This window comes from Thioalkalivibrio sulfidiphilus, from assembly GCF_000377945.1.
Taxonomy (GTDB): domain Bacteria; phylum Pseudomonadota; class Gammaproteobacteria; order Ectothiorhodospirales; family Ectothiorhodospiraceae; genus Thioalkalivibrio_A; species Thioalkalivibrio_A sulfidiphilus_A.
In genome coordinates, this window is the sequence record NZ_KB898922.1 from 52,477 (window position 1) to 70,000 (window position 17,524).

The following is a 17,524-nucleotide window of genomic DNA, read 5'->3' on the forward strand; positions in this document are numbered from 1 at the left end:
GACTTCGCGACCTTTGCGTCTCCGCGCCTTCTGCGTTATCTCCACATGCTGATGCCCGCACACCCGCCCGGCCCCCCAATGCAGCCCTGAGGACAGAGCATGTTTGCAGTCACCAGCCAGATGGCGGCACTGATCGTCTGCGGGGTCCTGTGGCGTCTGCTGCAGCCGGCCGGCCTGGACGCGGACACCACCCGCCGGGTGCTCACCAACGTGGTCTATCACCTGCTGCTGCCGGCCCTGGTGCTGCTGGTCATGTGGCGCGCGCCCCTGGGGCTGGATTCGGTGCGCATCGCGGTGGTGGCGGGCAGCTCCGTGCTGGTGGCCATGCTGGTCATCTGGGGCGGTTGCCGGGTCTGCGGCCAGTCCCGGGCCATCACCGGCGCCATGATCCTGGCCGCCGCTTTCCCCAACGCCGTGTACCTGGGCCTGCCGGTGCTGGAGAGCCTGTTCGGCGAGACCGGCCGTTCCATCGCCATCCAGTTCGACCTGTTCGCCTGTCTTCCCCTGCTGCTCACCGTGGGCGCCCTGGTGGCACGCCATTTCGGCGAGCCCGGTGATGCCCTGCATCCCATCTCGAGCCTGATCCGCGTGCCGGCCATCTGGGCGGGACTCACCGGCATGGCCTTCAACCTCGGCGGCGTGCCCCTGATCCCCTGGCTGGACACCTGGCTCACCATGCTGGCCAACGGCGTGGCGCCGCTGATGCTGTTCTCCCTGGGCCTGGCCTTGTGCATCCGCAACTGGCGCATGAGCTACGTGGCGGTGCTGATCCCCGTGGTAGCGGTGCAGCTGTTCTTCATGCCCCTGTGGGCCTGGGGGCTGGCGAGCGGCATCGGCCTGGAAGGAGAACTGCTGGTGGGTACGGTGCTGGAGGCGGCCATGCCCAGCATGGTGCTGGGCCTGGTGTTCTGCGACCGCTACCGTCTGGACACCTCCGTGTACGCGGCGGCGGTGACGGTGACCACGGCGCTGGCCCTGGTGACGCTTCCGCTGTGGTACGGCTGGGTCAGTTGAAGCGAATTCAAAATTCAAAATTCAAAGGGCGAGCGATCATCCTTTGAATTTTGAATTTTGAATTGTCCCTACACCAGCATCTTCACCCCCAACCCCATCAGCAGCAGCGCGAAAAGTCGGCGCACCAACGGTACCGGCAAGCGGTGTGTGAGCCGGGCGCCCATGGGCGCGGTGAGGAAGCTGGCGATGGCGATGCCGGCCAGGGCGGGTCCGTGGACGTAGCCGGCGCTCCAGGCCGGCAGCCCTTGCGCCTGCCAGCCGTGAATCATGAAACCCGCGGCACCGGCGAGCGCGATGGGCAGGCCGACGGCCGAGGCGGTGCCGATGGCCTGGCGCACGGCCACGTTGAACCACACCAGGTAGGGCACCGTGAGGGTGCCGCCGCCAATGCCGAGCAGGGCTGAGACCAGGCCGATCACACCACCGCCGGCGCTTAAGTAGGTCGCACCGGGCAGGGGACGCTGGGGCTTGGGGCGTACCCCGATGAACATGTATAGGGCCAGCGCGATCTCGAAGGCGCCGAACACCCGGCGCAGCATGTCGGAGCTCAGGAACTCCGCCAAGGTCGCGCCGGCCAGGGCACCGAACACCACGCCGGGCGCCAAGCGCCAGACCAGGTCCCAGCGCACCGCGCCGTGTGCGTGGTGGGCACGGGCCGAGGCGATGGCCGTGGGCACGATGGTGGCCAGCGAGGTGCCGATGGCAAGATGCGTGATCACGGCCGCATCCACCCCCTGCTGCACATAGAGCCACACCAGCACCGGCACGATCAGCAGGCCGCCGCCGATGCCCAGCAGCCCGGCCAGCACACCGGCGATCGCACCCAGGATCAGGTAGGCCAGCCAGGCTTCCATCAAGTGCCCCCACGGGTCGAAAAAACCGGCATGATAGCCTTTGCACACATCAAGCGCAGAATGCCATGCCCCTGAATCACTCCGAACCCCGCGAGTCCGATGCCTGAGCCCGTGTCCATCCTCGGTGTGGCCCTGGGCAGTGCCCTGGGCGCCATGGCGCGTCACGGGCTGTCCCAGTGGGTGGCGCGGCATCTGGGGGAGGGTTTTCCCTGGGGCACCTGGGTGGTGAACCTGAGCGGCGCCTTTGCCCTGGGCCTGCTCGCGGGTGTCATGCGTGACGGCGGCGGCTGGCTGTCCGCCTGGCTGATCTACGGTTTCCTCGGCAGTTACACCACGGTCTCCACCTTCAGCCTGCAGACCCTGGCCCTGGCCCGGGACGGACACCTGTTCCGGGCCGGGGCCAATGTATTCGGCACTGCCATCCCCTGCGTGCTGGCCGCCGGCCTGGGTGTGTGGCTCGGGGGTGGCCTGTGGACCGGATAGGTACTTTGAAGGCCTACCTGGCGGTGGGCCTGGGCGCTGCCCTGGGGGGCAGCCTGCGCTACGGCGTGGTGTGGTTTACAGTCACGCAGCTGGGACTGGCGGGCGCCTGGGCCACGGCCTTCGTCAACGTCACCGGTTCCCTGCTGATCGGTCTGTTCGCCGCCGTCAGCGCCGGACCGAGGCTGCGCCTGCCCGGTGCCCTGCGTCTGGCGGTGGCCACCGGTTTCCTGGGGGGCTACACCACCTTCTCCATGTTGAGCCTCGAGAGCTGGAGGCTGTTCGATGCGGGTGCCTTCCTGCTGGCCGCGCTGAACCTGTTCGGTTCTCTGGCCCTGGCGCTGCTGGCGGTGTGGGCGGGGGATCGGCTCGGGAGACGTCTGGCGCAAGTCATTTAGCGACTTGGCCAGGACAGATCAAAATACGATCTCTCGCGAAGACGCCAAGATGCGAAGAAAACATCACGTTTTCCCCGTGTCCCCGTGTCTCCGTGAGAGAACCTGGTTTTGCTTGGGCTGTTAGAAAACCGATGTCCTCTCACGGAGACACGGGGACACGGGGAAAGCTGATCAAAGCATTTTCTTGGCGCGTCTTGGCGAGAGAAACAGCTTTTCTGCTCTCTAGCCCGCCACTTCCCGCAGCGAGCGCGCCGCCGCCTCGATGGTCTCGGCCAGATCCGCCTCGCTGTGGGCGCTGGAGACGAAGCCCGCCTCGTAGGCGGACGGCGCCAGGTACACGCCGCGCTCCAGCATTTCGTGGAAGAACAGCCGGAAGCGGTCCAGGTCGCACTGGGTGGCCTGGTAGAAATTGGTCACCGGCTGCTCGCTGAAGAACAGGCCGAACATGCCGCCCACCTGGTTGGCGGTCATGGGGATGCCGGCCTCGCCGGCGGCCGTGAGCACGCCGTCCACCATCACCCGGGTCTTGCGGGTCAGTTCGTCGTAGAAGCCGGGCCGGGAGATGATCTCCAGGGTCTTGAGGCCCGCGGCCATGGTCACCGGGTTGCCGGACAGGGTGCCCGCCTGGTACACGGGGCCGAGCGGCGCCAGCTGCTCCATCACCTCGCGGCGTCCGCCGAAGGCGCCCACGGGCATGCCGCCGCCGATGATCTTGCCCAGGGTGGTCAGGTCCGGCTTGACCCCGTAGTGGCCCTGGGCGCCGCCCAGGGCGACGCGGAATCCGGTCATCACCTCGTCGAAGATCAGCAGCGCGCCGTACTCGTCGCAGAGTTCACGCAGGCCTTCCAGGAAACCGGGCACTGGCGGGATGCAGTTCATGTTGCCCGCCACCGGCTCGACGATGATGCAGGCCACCTGGCCGCCCACGTGGGCGAGGGTCTCGCGCACCTCGTCCAGGTCGTTGTAGGTCAGCGTCAGGGTGTGTTCGGCGAGCGCCGCCGGCACGCCCGGGGAGCTGGGCACGCCCAGGGTCAGGGCGCCGGAGCCGGCCTTCACCAGCAGGGAGTCGCCATGACCGTGGTAGCAGCCCTCGAACTTGATGATCTTGTCCCGGCCGGTGAAGCCGCGGGCCAGGCGGATGGCGCTCATGGTGGCCTCGGTGCCGGAGCTGACCATGCGCACCATGTCCATGGAGGGCACCAGCTCGCACACCCGCTCCGCCATGCGGATCTCGATCTCCGTGGGTGCGCCGAAGGACAGCCCGCCCCGGGCCGCCTCGCGCACCGCCTCCACCACCTCCGGGTGGGCATGACCGGCGATCATGGGGCCCCAGGAACCCACGTAGTCGATGTAGCGCTTGCCGTCGGCGTCATACATGTAGGCGCCCTCGGCGCGCTGGATGAACACCGGGTCGCCGCCCACGCCCTTGAAGGCGCGCACGGGGGAGTTCACGCCGCCGGGGATGTGGCGTTGGGCGGCTTTGAAGAGGTCGTGGGATCGGGTCATTGGGGAGGCTTCTGTGAAGGGTTTGGAATCGGTTGACAGATACAAGATACAAGAGACAAGAGACAAGTGAAAACCAGAGGGTCGGTCAGATTTCACTTGTCTCTTGTCTCTTGCCTCTTGTCTCTGGCGCTCTCATAGAGCGCCGTAAGCTGCCTGGCTTCTGCTTCAGGGTCGGGTTGAGCAAAGACGCCACTGACGACCGCTACCATGTCCGCACCGGCGGCAATCACCGCCGCTGCGTTGCCCGACTCGATGCCGCCGATGGCGCACACGGGAATGGACAGGGTCTCGCGGGCCTCGGTGAAGAGATGCAGCGGCGCGCGCACGGCGCCGGGCTTGGTAGGGGAGGGGTAGACGGCGCCGAAGGCCACGTAATCGGCCCCCGCGGCCTGGGCGCTCAGGGCCAGGTCCAGGCGCTCGTGGCAGGTGATGCCGATGATGGCCTCCCGGCCGAGCATCGCTCGTGCCTCGGCCAGGGGCATGTCCTGCTGGCCCAGGTGCACGCCGTGGGCACCCACCCGCAGCGCCAGCGCAACATCGTCGTTGATGATAAACAGGGCACCGTGCAGCTCGCAGAGTGCCCGCAACGCCCGCGCCGCCTGCTCGCGGCGCGGCAGGTCAGCGGACTTGTCCCGGTACTGCAGGAGCCGGGCGCCGCCGCGCAGCACCGCATCCGCCCGGGCGCGCAGATCCTCGATGTCCGTGGCGTGATCGGGGGTGACGGCGTAGAGGCCCCTCAGGCGCTGCCCTGTCTCAGTCATGTTCCTCGTCGGGACTCGCCCAGAACAGGCGGTTGGGCAGGCGCTGGCCCATGCCGATGCGATAGCCGTGGTTGAGGGCCTGCCAAGTGAATTCCTGGGCCTCGTGGGCCGCGGAGAGCGGTTCGGTGCCCTGGGCCAGCAGACCGGCGATGGCCGAGGCCAGGGTGCAGCCGGAACCGTGGTAGCTGCCCTCCAGCCGTGGCCAGGTGAAGGTCTCCAGTTTGCGCCGGTTGCCGTACAGGGTGTTGTGCACCTCGGGCGTGTTCTCGTGGCTGCCGGTGATCAGCACGAACTCGGCGCCATGGTCCAGCAGGGCCATGGCGCAGGCATCCAGATTGTCGGACTCCGGGGCCAGGCGCCGGGCCTCCAGGCTGTTGGGGGTGAGCAAGGTGGTCAGGGGCAGCAGCAGGCTGCGCAGGCAGTCCACCACCTCCTCGTTGGCCAGCTCGCCGCCGCCGCCGGCGCTGATCACCGGGTCCAGCACCACCGGGATGTCCGGGTAGTCCATGAGGATGGTATGGATGGCCTGCACCGCCTCGATGGAACCCACCATGCCGATCTTGGCGGCGGCCACGGGCATGTCCTCCAGCACCGCACGAGCCTGCTGGATGATCAGCTCCGCGTCGATAGGGGCGAAGCCCTGCACGGAGGTGGTGTCCTGGACCGTCAGCGCGGTGACCACGGGCGCGGCATGGCAGCCCATGCTGATGATGGCCTCGATGTCCGCCTGGATACCCGCGCCACCGGTGGGGTCATTGCCCGCGAAGGTCATCACCACAGGGACCGCCTTGGGTTCGTTCATGGTAAGCTCCCGATCCGTATTTCCAACCGAGTGTATCACCGGCCGGCAGCATCGCACTGCGGGCCGATTCAACAGATCAAAGGGGGCATGTGGTGAAGACCTATCAGTGTGTGATCTGCGGATTCATCTACGACGAGAGCAAGGGTCTGCCCGACGAAGGTATCCCCCCGGGAACCCGCTGGGATGATGTCCCCGCCGACTGGACCTGCCCGGAATGCGGCGCCGGCAAGGACGATTTCGAGATGGTGGAACTGTGAGCGAAACGGACCAGGAAAAAGACCGGGAAACCCCCGAGGATCTCGTCCTCTGGCTGATGCGCGAGGCCCGCGCCGGCAACCTGCCCAAGGGGCCGGAGCTGGACGCGGCCCTGACCGCCCTGGATGAAGAGATGACCCGGCTGGCCGGCACCCTCAAGGTGGAGCACCTGGGCCCCGGCGTGGGCATGGCGGACATGAAGGCGGAGCACGTCTACCGCCTGGCGGTACGCCATCATGTCTGGGATACCACCACCGCCGGCTGGGGCCTGAAGATCTGCGACGGCCTGGACAACAACGACCTGCGCCCCATGTGGCCGGTGCAGGGCGTGGGCCGCCTGCGCCGCCAGCAGCTGGTGGCGGCACTGCCGGAATTCTTCCGCGGCTATGCCGCCGCCGTGGCAGCCGCCGGCAAGGCGGACACGCCCGCCGGCCGGCGCGTGAAGGAGCTGGCGGGACTGCTTTGAAGTGGGAAGTGGGCATTCACTTCGCACTTCCCAATTCCCCCTTCCCAGTTCAGACGTATCTCAGCGAAATCATCGGCCAGCCCTTCTCCTGGGCGTGGTCGGTGAGCTTCACATCCCCATCCACCACCACCGGGTGATCCACCCGCTCCAGCAGCGGGATGTCGTTGTGGGAGTCGCTGTAGAACCAGCTGCCTGCCAGGGTCTCGCCGTGTTCCTTGAGCCAGGTCTCCAGGCGCCGCACCTTGCCCTCCTGGAAACAGGGTACCCCCGCCAGTTCCCCGGTGTAACGTCCGTCCCGGAATTCCGGTTCCGTGGCCAGCAGGTGGGGCACCCCCAGGCGCTCGGCGATGGGGGCGGTGATGAAGCGGTTGGTGGCGGTGATGATCATGAGGGTGTCGCCGGCGTCCCGGTGTTTGGCCAGCAGTTCCTCCGCGGCGGGCAGCACCAGGGGCTCGACGCGCTCGGCCAGAAAGCGGCTGCGCCAGCCTTCCAGGGTGGCCAGGTCGTGGCTGGCCAGGGGGCGGAAGGCGAAGCGGCAGAACTCCCGGATATCCAGCGTGCCAGCCTTGTACTGTTCGTAAAAGGCCCGGTTGGCGGCCTCGTAGGTCTCGCCGTCCACCACCCCCAGATCCACCAGAAAGCGGCCCCATTCGTAGTCGCTGTCGCCTGAGAGCAGGGTGTTGTCCAGATCGAAGATGGCCAGTGTCACCGGGATTCCCCCTTGGGCTGTGCGATGGACCGGGCATTGTATCGGATATGCTTTTCACTGTGATGTCCGGGGTTTGCCCGAAATCTTGGGTTGTGGAACAATGCAGGACAGACGCGGCACACGAGCGGTTTCATTAAGTGATTGATTGTGATGGATATAGACCGAACGTAGGCATCATCCTGAGCAATCAGGAAAGACGCCTTTTCTGGGCGAAACGCATCGGCCAGCAGGCCTGGCAGTTTCCCCAGGGCGGTATCCGTCGCGACGAGTCCCCCCTGGACGCCATGTACCGGGAACTGGCCGAGGAGACCGGCCTTGGTCCCGAGCACGTGGAGGTCATCGGCAAGACCCGGGACTGGCTGCGTTACCGCCTGCCCAAGCACCTGATCCGGCGCCATTCCAACCCCGTGTGCATCGGCCAGAAACAGATCTGGTTCATGCTGCGCCTGGTGGGGGACGAGACCTGCGTGCGCCTGGACAGCGTGCAGCCGGCTGAATTCGACTCCTGGCGCTGGGTGGATTACTGGCGGCCCATGCGCGAGGTGGTGTTCTTCAAGCGCCATGTCTACCGCCGGGCCCTGCGTGAACTGGCACCGCTGCTGTTCCCCGAGGGCATGCCTGGCCAGCAACGCCAGCCCCGCACCCGGAGCGGCGCTTGAGCCCCATCGCGCCCCGACGCCGGCGTTCCCGTCGGCGCTACCCCGCCTCACCGCCCCTGGATCAGGACTGAACCCCCCATGCTGGACATTCTCAGACGCATCGTTCAGGAAGTCAGTACCGCCGAGGACCTGAACCAGGCCCTGGACATCATCGTGCACCGGGTCAAGCAGGCCCTGGGGATCGATGTGTGCTCCGTGTACCTGATGGCGCCGGATCGTCAGCACCTGATGCTCATGGCCACCGAGGGCCTCAACCCGGATTCCGTGGGCCATGTGCGCCTGGCCCTGGGCGAGGGCCTGGTGGGCCTGGTGGCCGAGCGGGCCGAGCCGGTGAACCTGGACAACGCCACCGATCATCCCCTGTTCCGTTATTTCCCCGAGACCGGCGAGGAGCGCTACCACGCCTTCCTGGGCGTGCCCATCGTGCATCACCGCCGCATGCTGGGCGTGCTGGTGGCCCAGCAGCACGAGCGCCGTCGCTTCGACGACGAACACGTTGCCCTGCTGATCACCCTGGCGGCACAGCTGGCCGGCGCCATCAGCCACGCGGAACTGATCGGTGAAGTGGGTCCCCGGCGCGGCACCCCGCGCCAGGCCAACCTGCAGATCATGGGTATCCCGGGCGCCTCCGGCGTGGCCATCGGCACCGCCGTCGTGGCCTATGCCGCGGCGGCCCTGGAGTCGGTGCCGGACCGCGAGCCGGTGGTCTCGGTGGAGGAGGAGATTCACGCCTTCAAGGAGGCGGTGCAGCGGGTGCGCGAGGAGATGGAGTCCATCAAGCTGCGCATGAACGGTGTGCTCTCGACGGAGGAACTGCTGCTGTTCGATGCCTACATGATGATGCTCGGCAGCGACAGCCTGGTGCTGCGTACCATCGAACGCATCGAGGCGGGCAGCTGGGCCCAGGCGGCCCTGCGTGACACCATCCGCGAGAGCACCCGCGCCTTCGATGACATGGACGATCCTTACCTGCGGGAGCGGGCCACGGACCTGCGCGACATCGGACGGCGCATCCTCACCCACCTGCAGTCCGGCCAGCGCAAGATCGAGGACTTCCCCGAGCGCACCATCCTGATCGGTGAGGATCTGACCGCCACCCAGCTGGCCGAGGTACCCGTGGAGCGCCTCGCAGGCCTGGTCTCGGCCCGGGGCACCGGTTCCTCCCACGTGGCCATCCTGGCCCGCGCCATGGGCATTCCTGCGGTGATGGGCGTCTCCGACCTGCCGGTGGGACGCATGGACGGCATGGAGGTGGTCATCGACGGCTACCGGGGCCAGATCTTCATCCAGCCCAGCCGGGAGCTGCGCGAGGAGTTCCAGCGCCTGGTGGACGAGGAGCGGGAGCTGGCCGAGGGGCTGCGTAACCTGGCCCTGGAGCCGGCCACCACCCAGGACGGCGTGGTCATCCCGGTCTACGCCAACAGCGGCCTGCTGGCGGACATCAATCCCTCCAAGCAGTCGGGTGCCGATGGCATCGGCCTGTACCGCACCGAAGTGCCGTTCATGATCCGCGACCGGTTCCCGGGCGAGGAGGAGCAGGTGGAGATCTATCGACAGATCCTGTCCTCCTTCGATCCCCGGCCGGTGACCCTGCGCACCCTGGACGTGGGCGGCGACAAGGCGCTGCCCTATTTCCCGGTGCACGAGGACAACCCGTTCCTGGGGTGGCGCGGCATCCGCATCACCCTGGACCACCCGGAGATCTTCCTCACCCAGCTGCGCGCCATGCTGCGCGCCAGCCAGGGCCTGAGCAACCTGCAGATCCTGTTCCCCATGATCAGCTCCTTGGACGAGCTGAAAGACGCGCTGCGCCTGTTGCAGCGCGCCCGGGACGAACTGCTCGACGAGCACTACGTCATCCCCATGCCCAAGGTGGGTGTGATGGTGGAGGTGCCCTCGGCGGTCTATCTGGCCGAGGCCCTGGCGCGGCGGGTGGATTTCCTGTCCGTGGGTACCAACGACCTGGTGCAGTACCTGCTGGCGGTGGACCGCAACAACGCCCGGGTGGCGGATCTCTACAACGCCCTGCATCCGGCGGTGCTGCGCGCCCTCAAGCAGGTGAGCGAGGGCGCGAAGAAGGCGGGCAAGCCGGTGAGCATCTGCGGCGAGATGGCCGCCGACCCTGCCGCCGCCATCCTGCTCATCGGCATGGGTATCGACTCCCTGAGCGTCAACGTCGCCTCACTGGCCCGGGTGAAATGGGTGATCCGCAGCTTCTCCCAGGCCCGTGCCCGGGAGCTGCTCAACCAGTGTCTGGAGATGGAAGAACCGGCGGCCATCCGCGCCCTGCTCAACAACGCGCTGATGCAGGTGGGTCTGGGCGGCCTGGTGCGGGCGGGGAAGACCTGATTTTAATTGCGAAGTGTGAATTGGGAAGTGCGAGCGAAAGTGGGAAGTGAGAATTTGGAAGTGGGAAGTAAAAGCCTTTCACTTCGCACTTCTCAATTCACACCTCTCACTTCCTAACGGGCCTTCATGCGCTGCATCAGCGCGAACGCGACGAATATGCCCAGCACCACCCCCATGGCAATCAGCCCCGGCATCACCTGGCGACTGATCACCAGCACCACGATGCCCACGAGCATGAATACCGGGATCTCGTTGAACCACCGGTACCACTGGTGGGAATGGCGGTTGGCATCCTCCTGGAACTGCTGTACCAGCACGCCGCACCAGATGTGGTAGGCGATCAGCAGCACCACCAGCAGCAGCTTGAAGTGCATCCAGCCGGCCGCGTAGGCCTGGGGGTGCATGGCGATCATCCAGATGCCGAAGGCGGCGGTGATCACCGCGCCGGGGGTCATGATGCCCCAGAACAGCTTGCGCTCCATGATCTTGAAGCGCTCATTGCCTGCCGCGTCACGGGTCTCGGCGTGGTAGACGAACAGCCGCGGCAGGTAGAACAGGCCCGCGAACCAGGTCACCATGAAGATCACGTGCAGGGACTTGGCCCACAGGTAGGCGCTCATCCCAGCCAGCGCTCCAGGTTGCGCTCCACCAGCGACCAGTCGATGTCGCCCAGCTTCTGGTAGACGATGCGACCCTGGGGGGAGATCAGGAACGAGGTGGGGGTCAGGCGGATCTGGCCGAAGGCCAGGGCGGCGGCATCGTTGGTGTCGTGGGCGATGGTGTAGGGGATCTCGCGGGCGCGCACCATCTCTTCCACGTGGTCTCGCCGGTCATAGGACATGGCGATGCCGATGACCTTCAGCCCCTGGGCCTGATAGCGCTCATGCAACTCCGCCAGGTGCGGGATCTCGCGGACGCAACTCGGGCAGTTGGTGGCCCAGAAGGTCAGCAGCACCGGCTGACCACGCAGGCCTTCCATGGACACGGTGCGTCCGTCCAGGGTCTGGAAGCTCACTTCAGGGGCCGGGCGCAGGCCCTCCTCGGGGGCAAGCCACAGGGCCAAGCCGCCGCCGATCAGGATGGCCACGATGGCGAGGGTGATCAGATCACGTCGTTTCATGGGTCTGCTCGTCTGCCGTTAGGTTCCAAGAAGACGCAGTGTACCCGTTGGAGTATCCGCCGTTAACCCGCATATCTCACCACCGTTCGTAGCGAGGGTGTCGAGATGCCGCTGTGATGGGGCGCGCGGAGACGGCGCCGGCGTAGCCGACACTACGTCAAGCCGGCTGAAGTGAGCACGCCCCGTCACAGCGAGCAGATCGGCGGCCGTAGTAGAAGGGTGGTGAGATATGCGGGTTAAGGAAGTTCGCAGCCAAAACCGTGGCCGGATGTGCGTTTTTCCCTTGCCGGCAATGGGAGTATGATCGCCAACCTGACATATTCAGACACTGGCAGGAGGGCATCGTGATCAGGGCAGGTATCGTAGGGGCAACCGGGTACACGGGCGTGGAACTGCTGCGTCTGCTGCTGGCCCATCCCGGGGCCGAACCGGCGGTGGTGACCTCCCGGGGCAACGCCGGGGAGCGCCTCGATGCCATGTTTCCCAATCTGCGCGGGCACACGGACCTGGCCTTCACCGAGCCTGATCCGGGCCGTCTGGCGGAATGCGACGTGGTGTTCTTCGCCACCCCCCACGGCGTGGCCCATGCCATGGCCGGGGAACTGCTCTCTCGGGGTACCCGGGTGATCGACCTGTCCGCCGACTTTCGCATCCGGGACGCCGAACTCTGGTCCCGCTGGTACGGCCAGCCCCACGGTGCCCCGGAGCTGCTGGACCAGGCGGTCTACGGCCTGCCCGAGATCAACCGGGCACGCATCCCCGATGCCCGCCTGATCGCCGTGCCCGGCTGTTACCCCACCGCGGTGAGCCTGGGCTTCATCCCCTTGCTGGAAGCCGGGCTGGTGGATGCCGCTCACCTGGTGGCCGATGCCAAGTCCGGTGTCAGCGGTGCCGGGCGCAAGGCCCAGGTGGGCATGCTGCTGTGCGAGGCCAGCGAGAACTTCAAGGCCTATGGCGTGGCGGGTCACCGTCATCTGCCTGAGATCCTGCAGACCCTGGGCGACGTGGCCGGCACGACCCCGGGGCTGACCTTCGTGCCCCACCTGCTGCCCATGATCCGCGGGATCGAGGCCAGCCTCTACGCGGTGCTGAAGGATATGGACACCGACCTCCAGGGCATCTTCGAACAGCGCTACGCCGCGGAACCCTTCGTGGACGTGATGCCGCCGGGCAGTCACCCCGAGACCCGCAGCGTGCGCGGCACCAACCGCTGCCGCATCGCCGTGCACCGTCCCCAGGGGGGCGACACCGCGGTGGTCCTGTCGGTGATCGACAACCTGGTCAAGGGGGCCTCGGGCCAGGCGGTGCAGAACATGAACCTGATGTTCGGCCTGCCCGAGACCGCGGGCCTGGACGGCATCGCGGTCCTGCCCTGATTCCGTGAAGTCACTGGGCACACAAGGCGGCTACCGGGTCCGGTATCACCATCCGGTGCGTCGTGCCCTGATCTGGGGCGGCCTGGCCGTGGCCCTGATTCTGGCCGGCTGGGGCCTGTTCGAGGCGGGCCAGAGCCGGGGCGGCGAACGTCACAGCGATGCCCGTGGCGAGATCCGCGAACTGCAACGGCGGGTGGCGAGCCTGGAGCGTACCAACCGGGAACTGGTACAGCGTAATGCCCGGCTGGAACGGGGGCAGATCATCGAAAAGGCCGCCGCCGAGCGCCTGCGCGAGAACCTGGCCGACATGCAGACCCGTCTGCAATCCATGGACGAGGAACTGACTTTCTACCGCAACATCGTTTCGCCGGAAAATCTGGAATCGGGTTTGCATATTCACAGCTTCGTCCTTGAGCCTGTGGGGGCCAGTGGCGAGTATGTCTACAGGGCGGTGCTGACCCAGATCCGGGGCACTGCCGTCGTGGAAGGCACCCTGGAACTGGCCGTGCGTGGCCAACGGGGTGGGGCGAAGGTGGATGTGCCCGCCGATGCCCTGGGCGAGGGGAGCCGACCCTTCTCCTTCCGTTATTTTCAGAACGTCGAGGGCCGCGTCCGCATTCCGGAGGGCGTCAGGCCCGAACAGATCATGGTCACGCTCACGCCGGCGGGTAACCGTCCCCGCGTGGTGGAGCAGGAATACGGCTGGATTGCCAGCCTCAAGACAGGTGGCTGAACCGATGTGGGGAAATCGCAAAAAGATGAGTTCCGCCCAGGTGGACACCCTGGTGGGGCGCCACACCGTCGTGGAGGGCAATATTCGCTTCTCCGGGGGGCTGCACGTGGAGGGCACCATCCGCGGCAATCTCTACGCCGATGACGGCGAGCGTCCCTCCATCCTGATCCTCAACGAAGGCGGTCGGGTCGAGGGGGAGGTCAATGTCCCCCGGGTGGTGATCAACGGCACCGTGGAAGGCGACGTGCATGCCAGCGAGCGGGTGGAACTGGCACCCAAGGCGAGGATCAGCGGCAGCGTGTATTACAACCTCATCGAGATGGCCATGGGCGCCGAGGTGAACGGCAACCTGGTCCGCCGGTCCAATGAGAAGCCCCGGCTCGAATACCTCAAACCCGAGGAGGGTTCCGCAGCGACGGCGGGCAACGCCCCCACGGGCGGGGCGGGCAAGGCGAATTCTTGACCGGGATGGTCAACAAATGCTAGCGTAGCCCCAACCCATCGGACAGAACTCACGTTCGGAGAGATTTATCATGAGCGCTACTGACACCGTCAATGAATCCATGCCCAGCCCGCTGATCTTCACCGATTCGGCAGCCTCCAAGGTCAAGAGCCTGATCGAGGAAGAGAACAACAACGCCCTGAAGCTGCGGGTGTTCGTCAGCGGCGGCGGCTGCTCCGGCTTCCAGTACGGCTTCACCTTTGACGAGAACGTCAACGACGGTGATACCGTGGTGGAAAAGGGCGGTGTCACCCTGTTGATCGATCCCATGAGCTTCCAGTACCTGATGGGTGCAGAGATCGACTACACGGAGGGTCTGGAAGGCGCCCAGTTCGTGATCCGCAATCCCAACGCGACCACCACCTGCGGTTGCGGCTCTTCCTTCTCGGTGTAAGAAGGCGCAGAGACAAGTTACTAGATCCAAGAGACAAGTTACTAGATCCAAGAGAAAAGAGGGGGGCGAAAGCCCCCCTTTTTCTTTTCCTAGCCACTTGCCACTTGCCACTCGCCACTGCCTGGGATGATCCCGCCCAGGATAACGTCCTCACGGGCGCCAGTGACTTCCCTTACATTCCCCGGCCGCCCCTGCAGGGCTTCCTTCGCCAGCCAGGCGAAGGCCATTGCCTCCACCCAATCCGGATCGACCCCCATCGAGGCGGTGTCCGTGACCTGCCGTCCCGGCATCAGTGCCGCCAAGCGCTCCATGAGCAGGCCGTTGTGGGCCCCGCCGCCGCAGACCAGGGCGCGTACGCTGTCCGCGGCAAAGGCATCCACGGCCAGGGCGATGCTGCGGGCGGTGTACTCCAGCAGGGTGCGCTGGACGTCCTCGGGCTTGGCTGCCAGGCCGATCAGGTGTCCCTCCAGCCACGCGGGGCTGAAATACTCGGGACCGGTGCTCTTGGGTGCGGGCAGGGCCAGGTAGGGGTCCGCCAGCAGGCGCTGCAGGAGATCATCGAGGATCAATCCCTGCCGTGCCCAGGCGCCATCCGAATCGTAGGGCAGGTTTCGGTGCCGGCGAATCCAGCCGTCCATCAGGGTGTTCCCGGGCCCGGTGTCGAAGCCGATGACCGGTGCCATTCCGTGGGCGGGCAGGCGGGTGATGTTGGCGATGCCGCCGATGTTGATCACCACCCGGGCCTCGTGCCTATCGCCGAACACGGCGCGGTGGAAGGCCGGCACCAGCGGTGCGCCCTGACCACCCGCGGCCATGTCACGCTGGCGGAAATCCGCTACGGTGGTGATGCCGGTACGCTGGGCGATGCGGTGGGGGTTGCCGATCTGCAGGGTAAAGGGCGGGTTGGCCTCGGGGCGGTGGCGCACCGTCTGGCCATGACTGCCGATGGCGACAACCGCGTCTGTACTGATGCCGGCCGCCTCGATCACCGCCAGGGCGGCCTCGGCGAACAGTTCACCGGTAAGTACGTCCGCTTCCCCCAGCTCATCCAGGCCGGCAGCAGCCGCGGGATCCGCGAGGCGCTTGAGGCGGGCGTGCAGTTCGGGGGGTATCGGGTAGGCCAGGGCGGCCAGGCAACGGGGCGGACCTTCCCCGGGCAGATTCACCAGCACCGCATCCACGGCGTCCATGCTGGTTCCGGAGATGAGGCCCGCGTACAGGGCGCTCATCTTTGGCTTCACCGGGAAGATCCGGCCAGGGTCAGGCTGTTGAGCATCTCGATCTGTGCCAGCAGGGGAGCGGTCTTGGCCTTGAAGTCGCTCATGTACCTATCAGGCAGGGGCTCTGCGTCGGGCAGGCGCACGGTCAGCGGGTCGCGGTGCACGCCGTTGACCAGGAATTCGTAGTGCAGATGCGGGCCGGTGGCCATGCCCGTGCTGCCCACGTAACCGATCACCTGGCCCTGGCGCACCCGCTCGCCGACCGCGGTATTGCGGGCGAAGCCGTTCATGTGGGCATACAGGGTCTGGTACTGCTGACCATGCTGAATGACGATGGTCTTGCCGTAGCCGCCCCGGCTGCCCCGGTAGGCGATCCGGCCGTCACCGGAGGCGCGGATGGGCGTACCGGTGGGGGCGGCGTAATCCACGCCCCGGTGCTGGCGCATGGTATGCAGGATGGGATGACGCCGGCTGCCGAAGCGGGAGCTGATGCGTGCGAACTCCACGGGGGTGCGCAGGAAGGCCTTGCGCATGCTGCGACCATCCGGTGAGTAGTAATCGGTGTGTCCGTCCGGGCGGGTGTAGCGCAGGGCCTGGAAGGCAGTGCCCCGATTGACGAACTCCGCGGCCAGTACCGCGCCGTCGCGTACGAACTCTCCGTCCTGGAAGAGCTGCTCGTAGATCACTGTGAACCGGTCGCCCTCACGAATATCCAGGGCGAAGTCGATGTCCCAGCCGAAGATGTTGGCCATGGACATGATCAGGGTCTGGGACATGCCCGCATCCATCCCGGCCTGGAACAGCGAGGACTGGATCACGCCGCTTGCCTGGGTGATGCGCGTCTCCAGGGGGCGTTCCACTTCCCGTGCCTGGTAGCCGTCGTCGCCCCGGATCACGTGCAGATGGCGGGTGCGGCTCGGCTCGTAGACCAGTTCCTGCAGGCGACCGTCCACCTTGAGGGCGCGGATCTTCTCGCCCGGATGGATGGAGCGCAGCAGTGAGACCTGATCCCCCAGGGACAGGATGGGGTTGAGCTGGCTGTGGATCTCCAGGCGGCTGAAGATGGCGGAGAGGGTGTCTCCCCGCTGCACCACCACCTCGTTCCACTCGCCGGCATCGGCGGCCATTTCAGGCGCTGTGTCGATCTCGGCCTCGGCCAGAGTATCGTCCTGAGCCTCGGCCTGCAGTGCCGCTTCCACGTCGATGCCGCTCGAAGCGCGGACAGAGGGGGATTCCGGCAGGGCAAGGGCCATCTGGATGCGTGTGCCGCTGACGTGCTTTTCGGTATCATGCACGGCCTCGACGGCAGGTATCGGCTGCTCGGCCAGCTCAAGGGCGGTGGCGGGCGCGGTGTCCTGGTTCTTGGCCAGAACCACGCCCAGCAGGACCAGCCCCGACATCAGAGCCAGCCCCCTGAGAGGCCAGTGCCGAGAGGTCCCGGAGCGCCGGGAAGCCTGGGTGGACTTATAGTCCCGTTTGAAGAACGAGTGATAATCCACGGATTGTATTCCGTTATTGTTTGCCAGAGCGTAGCCCGAGGCCCCGCTGTGGTCAATCTTGTGGCCCCTCATTTTAAGGGTCGAAGACCAGTTTAGAGCCCCTTCGGGGCGGACACACTATATAAGGAGTACAGGATGCCCGGATTTTCCGACCAGCTGGACCTGATCCGGCGCGGCAGTCACGAGATCCTGCTTGAGGATGAACTCAAGCAGCGGCTCGAATCGGGGCGCCCCCTGCGCATCAAGGCGGGCTTCGATCCGACCGCCCCGGACCTGCATCTGGGTCACACCGTGCTGCTCAACAAGCTGCGCCAGTTCCAGGACCTGGGTCACGAGGCCATCTTCCTGATCGGGGACTTTACCGGCATGATCGGCGACCCCACCGGCAAGAGCGCCACCCGCCCGCCCCTGACCCGGGACGAGGTGA

At 66.3% G+C, this 17,524-nt stretch carries 21 protein-coding genes (1 of these 21 cut by a window edge); 12 read left to right on the forward strand and 9 right to left on the reverse strand.

Annotation, left to right across the window (positions count from 1 at the left end; all coding sequences use genetic code 11):
• Positions 1 to 99 precede the first annotated feature (99 nt).
• On the forward strand, positions 100 to 1,014 hold the full coding sequence (locus tag D580_RS0101130; protein ID WP_018952606.1) for an AEC family transporter: 915 nt from the start codon (positions 100 to 102) through the stop codon (positions 1,012 to 1,014).
• A gap of 68 nt (positions 1,015 to 1,082) precedes the next feature.
• On the opposite strand, the gene D580_RS0101135 is transcribed toward D580_RS0101130, so the two are convergent.
• Complete coding sequence (locus D580_RS0101135; protein WP_018952607.1) at positions 1,083 to 1,868, reverse strand: sulfite exporter TauE/SafE family protein; 786 nt, start codon at positions 1,866 to 1,868, stop codon at positions 1,083 to 1,085.
• A gap of 99 nt (positions 1,869 to 1,967) precedes the next feature.
• On the opposite strand from D580_RS0101135, the gene D580_RS0101140 reads away from it, so the two are divergent.
• Together D580_RS0101140 and D580_RS0101145 are read left to right on the forward strand one after the other, a co-directional pair.
• Positions 1,968 to 2,351: a CrcB family protein gene (locus tag D580_RS0101140; protein ID WP_018952608.1), complete on the forward strand. Its 384-nt coding sequence runs from the start codon at positions 1,968 to 1,970 to the stop codon at positions 2,349 to 2,351.
• A gap of 5 nt (positions 2,352 to 2,356) precedes the next feature.
• Positions 2,357 to 2,746 carry a fluoride efflux transporter FluC gene (locus D580_RS0101145; protein WP_018952609.1) on the forward strand — a complete coding sequence of 130 codons (390 nt, stop codon included), beginning with the start codon at positions 2,357 to 2,359 and terminating at the stop codon, positions 2,744 to 2,746.
• A gap of 222 nt (positions 2,747 to 2,968) precedes the next feature.
• On the opposite strand, the gene hemL is transcribed toward D580_RS0101145, so the two are convergent.
• The 3 genes from hemL to thiD all read right to left on the reverse strand — a co-directional run bounded on the left by hemL (position 2,969) and on the right by thiD (position 5,815).
• Positions 2,969 to 4,252, reverse strand: coding sequence for a glutamate-1-semialdehyde 2,1-aminomutase (gene hemL, locus D580_RS0101150; protein ID WP_018952610.1), 1,284 nt, complete (start codon positions 4,250 to 4,252; stop codon positions 2,969 to 2,971).
• Between the two features lie 92 nt (positions 4,253 to 4,344).
• Positions 4,345 to 5,013 (reverse strand): thiamine phosphate synthase, encoded by a 669-nt coding sequence (gene thiE / locus D580_RS0101155; protein WP_018952611.1) that lies wholly within the window; start codon positions 5,011 to 5,013, stop codon positions 4,345 to 4,347.
• A complete protein-coding gene (thiD, locus tag D580_RS0101160; protein ID WP_018952612.1) occupies positions 5,006 to 5,815 on the reverse strand; it encodes a bifunctional hydroxymethylpyrimidine kinase/phosphomethylpyrimidine kinase in 810 nt (269 codons plus the stop codon). Before thiD ends, thiE begins: the two co-directional genes overlap by 8 nt.
• A gap of 92 nt (positions 5,816 to 5,907) precedes the next feature.
• On the opposite strand from thiD, the gene D580_RS0101165 reads away from it, so the two are divergent.
• Together D580_RS0101165 and D580_RS0101170 are read left to right on the forward strand one after the other, a co-directional pair.
• On the forward strand, positions 5,908 to 6,072 hold the full coding sequence (locus tag D580_RS0101165) for a rubredoxin (RefSeq protein WP_026289585.1): 165 nt from the start codon (positions 5,908 to 5,910) through the stop codon (positions 6,070 to 6,072).
• 56 nt (positions 6,073 to 6,128) lie between these two features.
• Complete coding sequence (locus D580_RS0101170; RefSeq protein WP_051081743.1) at positions 6,129 to 6,536, forward strand: hypothetical protein; 408 nt, start codon at positions 6,129 to 6,131, stop codon at positions 6,534 to 6,536.
• A gap of 49 nt (positions 6,537 to 6,585) precedes the next feature.
• Here D580_RS0101170 and D580_RS0101175 read toward each other — a convergent pair whose 3' ends face one another.
• Entirely contained in the window at positions 6,586 to 7,245 is a 660-nt protein-coding gene (locus tag D580_RS0101175; protein ID WP_018952614.1) for an HAD family hydrolase, read from the reverse strand.
• Between the two features lie 137 nt (positions 7,246 to 7,382).
• Here D580_RS0101175 and D580_RS0101180 point away from each other — a divergent pair, with 137 nt between their 5' ends.
• Both D580_RS0101180 and ptsP read left to right on the forward strand, forming a co-directional pair.
• Complete coding sequence (locus D580_RS0101180) at positions 7,383 to 7,904, forward strand: RNA pyrophosphohydrolase (RefSeq protein WP_012638968.1); 522 nt, start codon at positions 7,383 to 7,385, stop codon at positions 7,902 to 7,904.
• A gap of 78 nt (positions 7,905 to 7,982) precedes the next feature.
• Positions 7,983 to 10,253 (forward strand): phosphoenolpyruvate--protein phosphotransferase, encoded by a 2,271-nt coding sequence (gene ptsP, locus D580_RS0101185; protein ID WP_018952615.1) that lies wholly within the window; start codon positions 7,983 to 7,985, stop codon positions 10,251 to 10,253.
• Between the two features lie 113 nt (positions 10,254 to 10,366).
• Here the strand turns inward: ptsP and hemJ are convergent, their stop codons facing one another.
• The gene (gene hemJ, locus D580_RS0101190) at positions 10,367 to 10,873 is read right to left on the reverse strand and encodes a protoporphyrinogen oxidase HemJ (protein ID WP_018952616.1); all 507 of its coding nucleotides are present in this window, start codon (positions 10,871 to 10,873) and stop codon (positions 10,367 to 10,369) included.
• The gene (locus D580_RS0101195; RefSeq protein WP_018952617.1) at positions 10,870 to 11,373 is read right to left on the reverse strand and encodes a peroxiredoxin family protein; all 504 of its coding nucleotides are present in this window, start codon (positions 11,371 to 11,373) and stop codon (positions 10,870 to 10,872) included. Before D580_RS0101195 ends, hemJ begins: the two co-directional genes overlap by 4 nt.
• A 344-nt stretch (positions 11,374 to 11,717) precedes the next feature.
• Between D580_RS0101195 and argC the strand changes: the two genes are divergently transcribed.
• The 4 genes from argC to erpA all read left to right on the forward strand — a co-directional run bounded on the left by argC (position 11,718) and on the right by erpA (position 14,378).
• Complete coding sequence (argC, locus tag D580_RS0101200) at positions 11,718 to 12,749, forward strand: N-acetyl-gamma-glutamyl-phosphate reductase (protein ID WP_026289586.1); 1,032 nt, start codon at positions 11,718 to 11,720, stop codon at positions 12,747 to 12,749.
• A 4-nt stretch (positions 12,750 to 12,753) separates the two neighbouring features.
• Entirely contained in the window at positions 12,754 to 13,482 is a 729-nt protein-coding gene (locus D580_RS0101205) for a DUF6776 family protein (RefSeq protein WP_018952619.1), read from the forward strand.
• A gap of 25 nt (positions 13,483 to 13,507) precedes the next feature.
• Positions 13,508 to 13,945 (forward strand): bactofilin family protein, encoded by a 438-nt coding sequence (locus D580_RS0101210; RefSeq protein WP_018952620.1) that lies wholly within the window; start codon positions 13,508 to 13,510, stop codon positions 13,943 to 13,945.
• Positions 13,946 to 14,015: 70 nt separating this feature from the next.
• Positions 14,016 to 14,378 (forward strand): iron-sulfur cluster insertion protein ErpA, encoded by a 363-nt coding sequence (gene erpA, locus D580_RS0101215; RefSeq protein WP_018952621.1) that lies wholly within the window; start codon positions 14,016 to 14,018, stop codon positions 14,376 to 14,378.
• 89 nt (positions 14,379 to 14,467) lie between these two features.
• Here the strand turns inward: erpA and D580_RS0101220 are convergent, their stop codons facing one another.
• Together D580_RS0101220 and D580_RS0101225 are read right to left on the reverse strand one after the other, a co-directional pair.
• On the reverse strand, positions 14,468 to 15,607 hold the full coding sequence (locus tag D580_RS0101220; protein WP_018952622.1) for an anhydro-N-acetylmuramic acid kinase: 1,140 nt from the start codon (positions 15,605 to 15,607) through the stop codon (positions 14,468 to 14,470).
• An 8-nt stretch (positions 15,608 to 15,615) separates the two neighbouring features.
• On the reverse strand, positions 15,616 to 16,998 hold the full coding sequence (locus D580_RS0101225) for a peptidoglycan DD-metalloendopeptidase family protein (protein WP_018952623.1): 1,383 nt from the start codon (positions 16,996 to 16,998) through the stop codon (positions 15,616 to 15,618).
• A gap of 234 nt (positions 16,999 to 17,232) precedes the next feature.
• Here D580_RS0101225 and tyrS point away from each other — a divergent pair, with 234 nt between their 5' ends.
• Positions 17,233 to 17,524, forward strand: the beginning of a protein-coding gene (tyrS, locus tag D580_RS0101230; protein ID WP_018952624.1) for a tyrosine--tRNA ligase. It continues 911 nt past the right edge of the window; only the first 292 of its 1,203 coding nucleotides appear in the window; it begins with the start codon at positions 17,233 to 17,235; its stop codon lies beyond the right edge, outside the window.

What these genes read in the sequence shown, in the direction of transcription:
- D580_RS0101130 (WP_018952606.1), top strand. Translation starts at nt 100, where the DNA reads ATGTTTGCAGTCACCAGCCAGATGGCGGCACTGATCGTCTGCGGGGTC.
- D580_RS0101135 (WP_018952607.1), bottom strand. Translation starts at nt 1,868, where the DNA reads ATGGAAGCCTGGCTGGCCTACCTGATCCTGGGTGCGATCGCCGGTGTG.
- D580_RS0101140 (WP_018952608.1), top strand. Translation starts at nt 1,968, where the DNA reads ATGCCTGAGCCCGTGTCCATCCTCGGTGTGGCCCTGGGCAGTGCCCTG.
- hemL (WP_018952610.1), bottom strand. Translation starts at nt 4,252, where the DNA reads ATGACCCGATCCCACGACCTCTTCAAAGCCGCCCAACGCCACATCCCC.
- thiE (WP_018952611.1), bottom strand. Translation starts at nt 5,013, where the DNA reads ATGACTGAGACAGGGCAGCGCCTGAGGGGCCTCTACGCCGTCACCCCC.
- thiD (WP_018952612.1), bottom strand. Translation starts at nt 5,815, where the DNA reads ATGAACGAACCCAAGGCGGTCCCTGTGGTGATGACCTTCGCGGGCAAT.
- D580_RS0101170 (WP_051081743.1), top strand. Translation starts at nt 6,129, where the DNA reads ATGCGCGAGGCCCGCGCCGGCAACCTGCCCAAGGGGCCGGAGCTGGAC.
- ptsP (WP_018952615.1), top strand. Translation starts at nt 7,983, where the DNA reads ATGCTGGACATTCTCAGACGCATCGTTCAGGAAGTCAGTACCGCCGAG.
- hemJ (WP_018952616.1), bottom strand. Translation starts at nt 10,873, where the DNA reads ATGAGCGCCTACCTGTGGGCCAAGTCCCTGCACGTGATCTTCATGGTG.
- D580_RS0101195 (WP_018952617.1), bottom strand. Translation starts at nt 11,373, where the DNA reads ATGAAACGACGTGATCTGATCACCCTCGCCATCGTGGCCATCCTGATC.
- D580_RS0101210 (WP_018952620.1), top strand. Translation starts at nt 13,508, where the DNA reads ATGAGTTCCGCCCAGGTGGACACCCTGGTGGGGCGCCACACCGTCGTG.
- erpA (WP_018952621.1), top strand. Translation starts at nt 14,016, where the DNA reads ATGAGCGCTACTGACACCGTCAATGAATCCATGCCCAGCCCGCTGATC.
- D580_RS0101220 (WP_018952622.1), bottom strand. Translation starts at nt 15,607, where the DNA reads ATGAGCGCCCTGTACGCGGGCCTCATCTCCGGAACCAGCATGGACGCC.
- D580_RS0101225 (WP_018952623.1), bottom strand. Translation starts at nt 16,998, where the DNA reads ATGTCGGGGCTGGTCCTGCTGGGCGTGGTTCTGGCCAAGAACCAGGAC.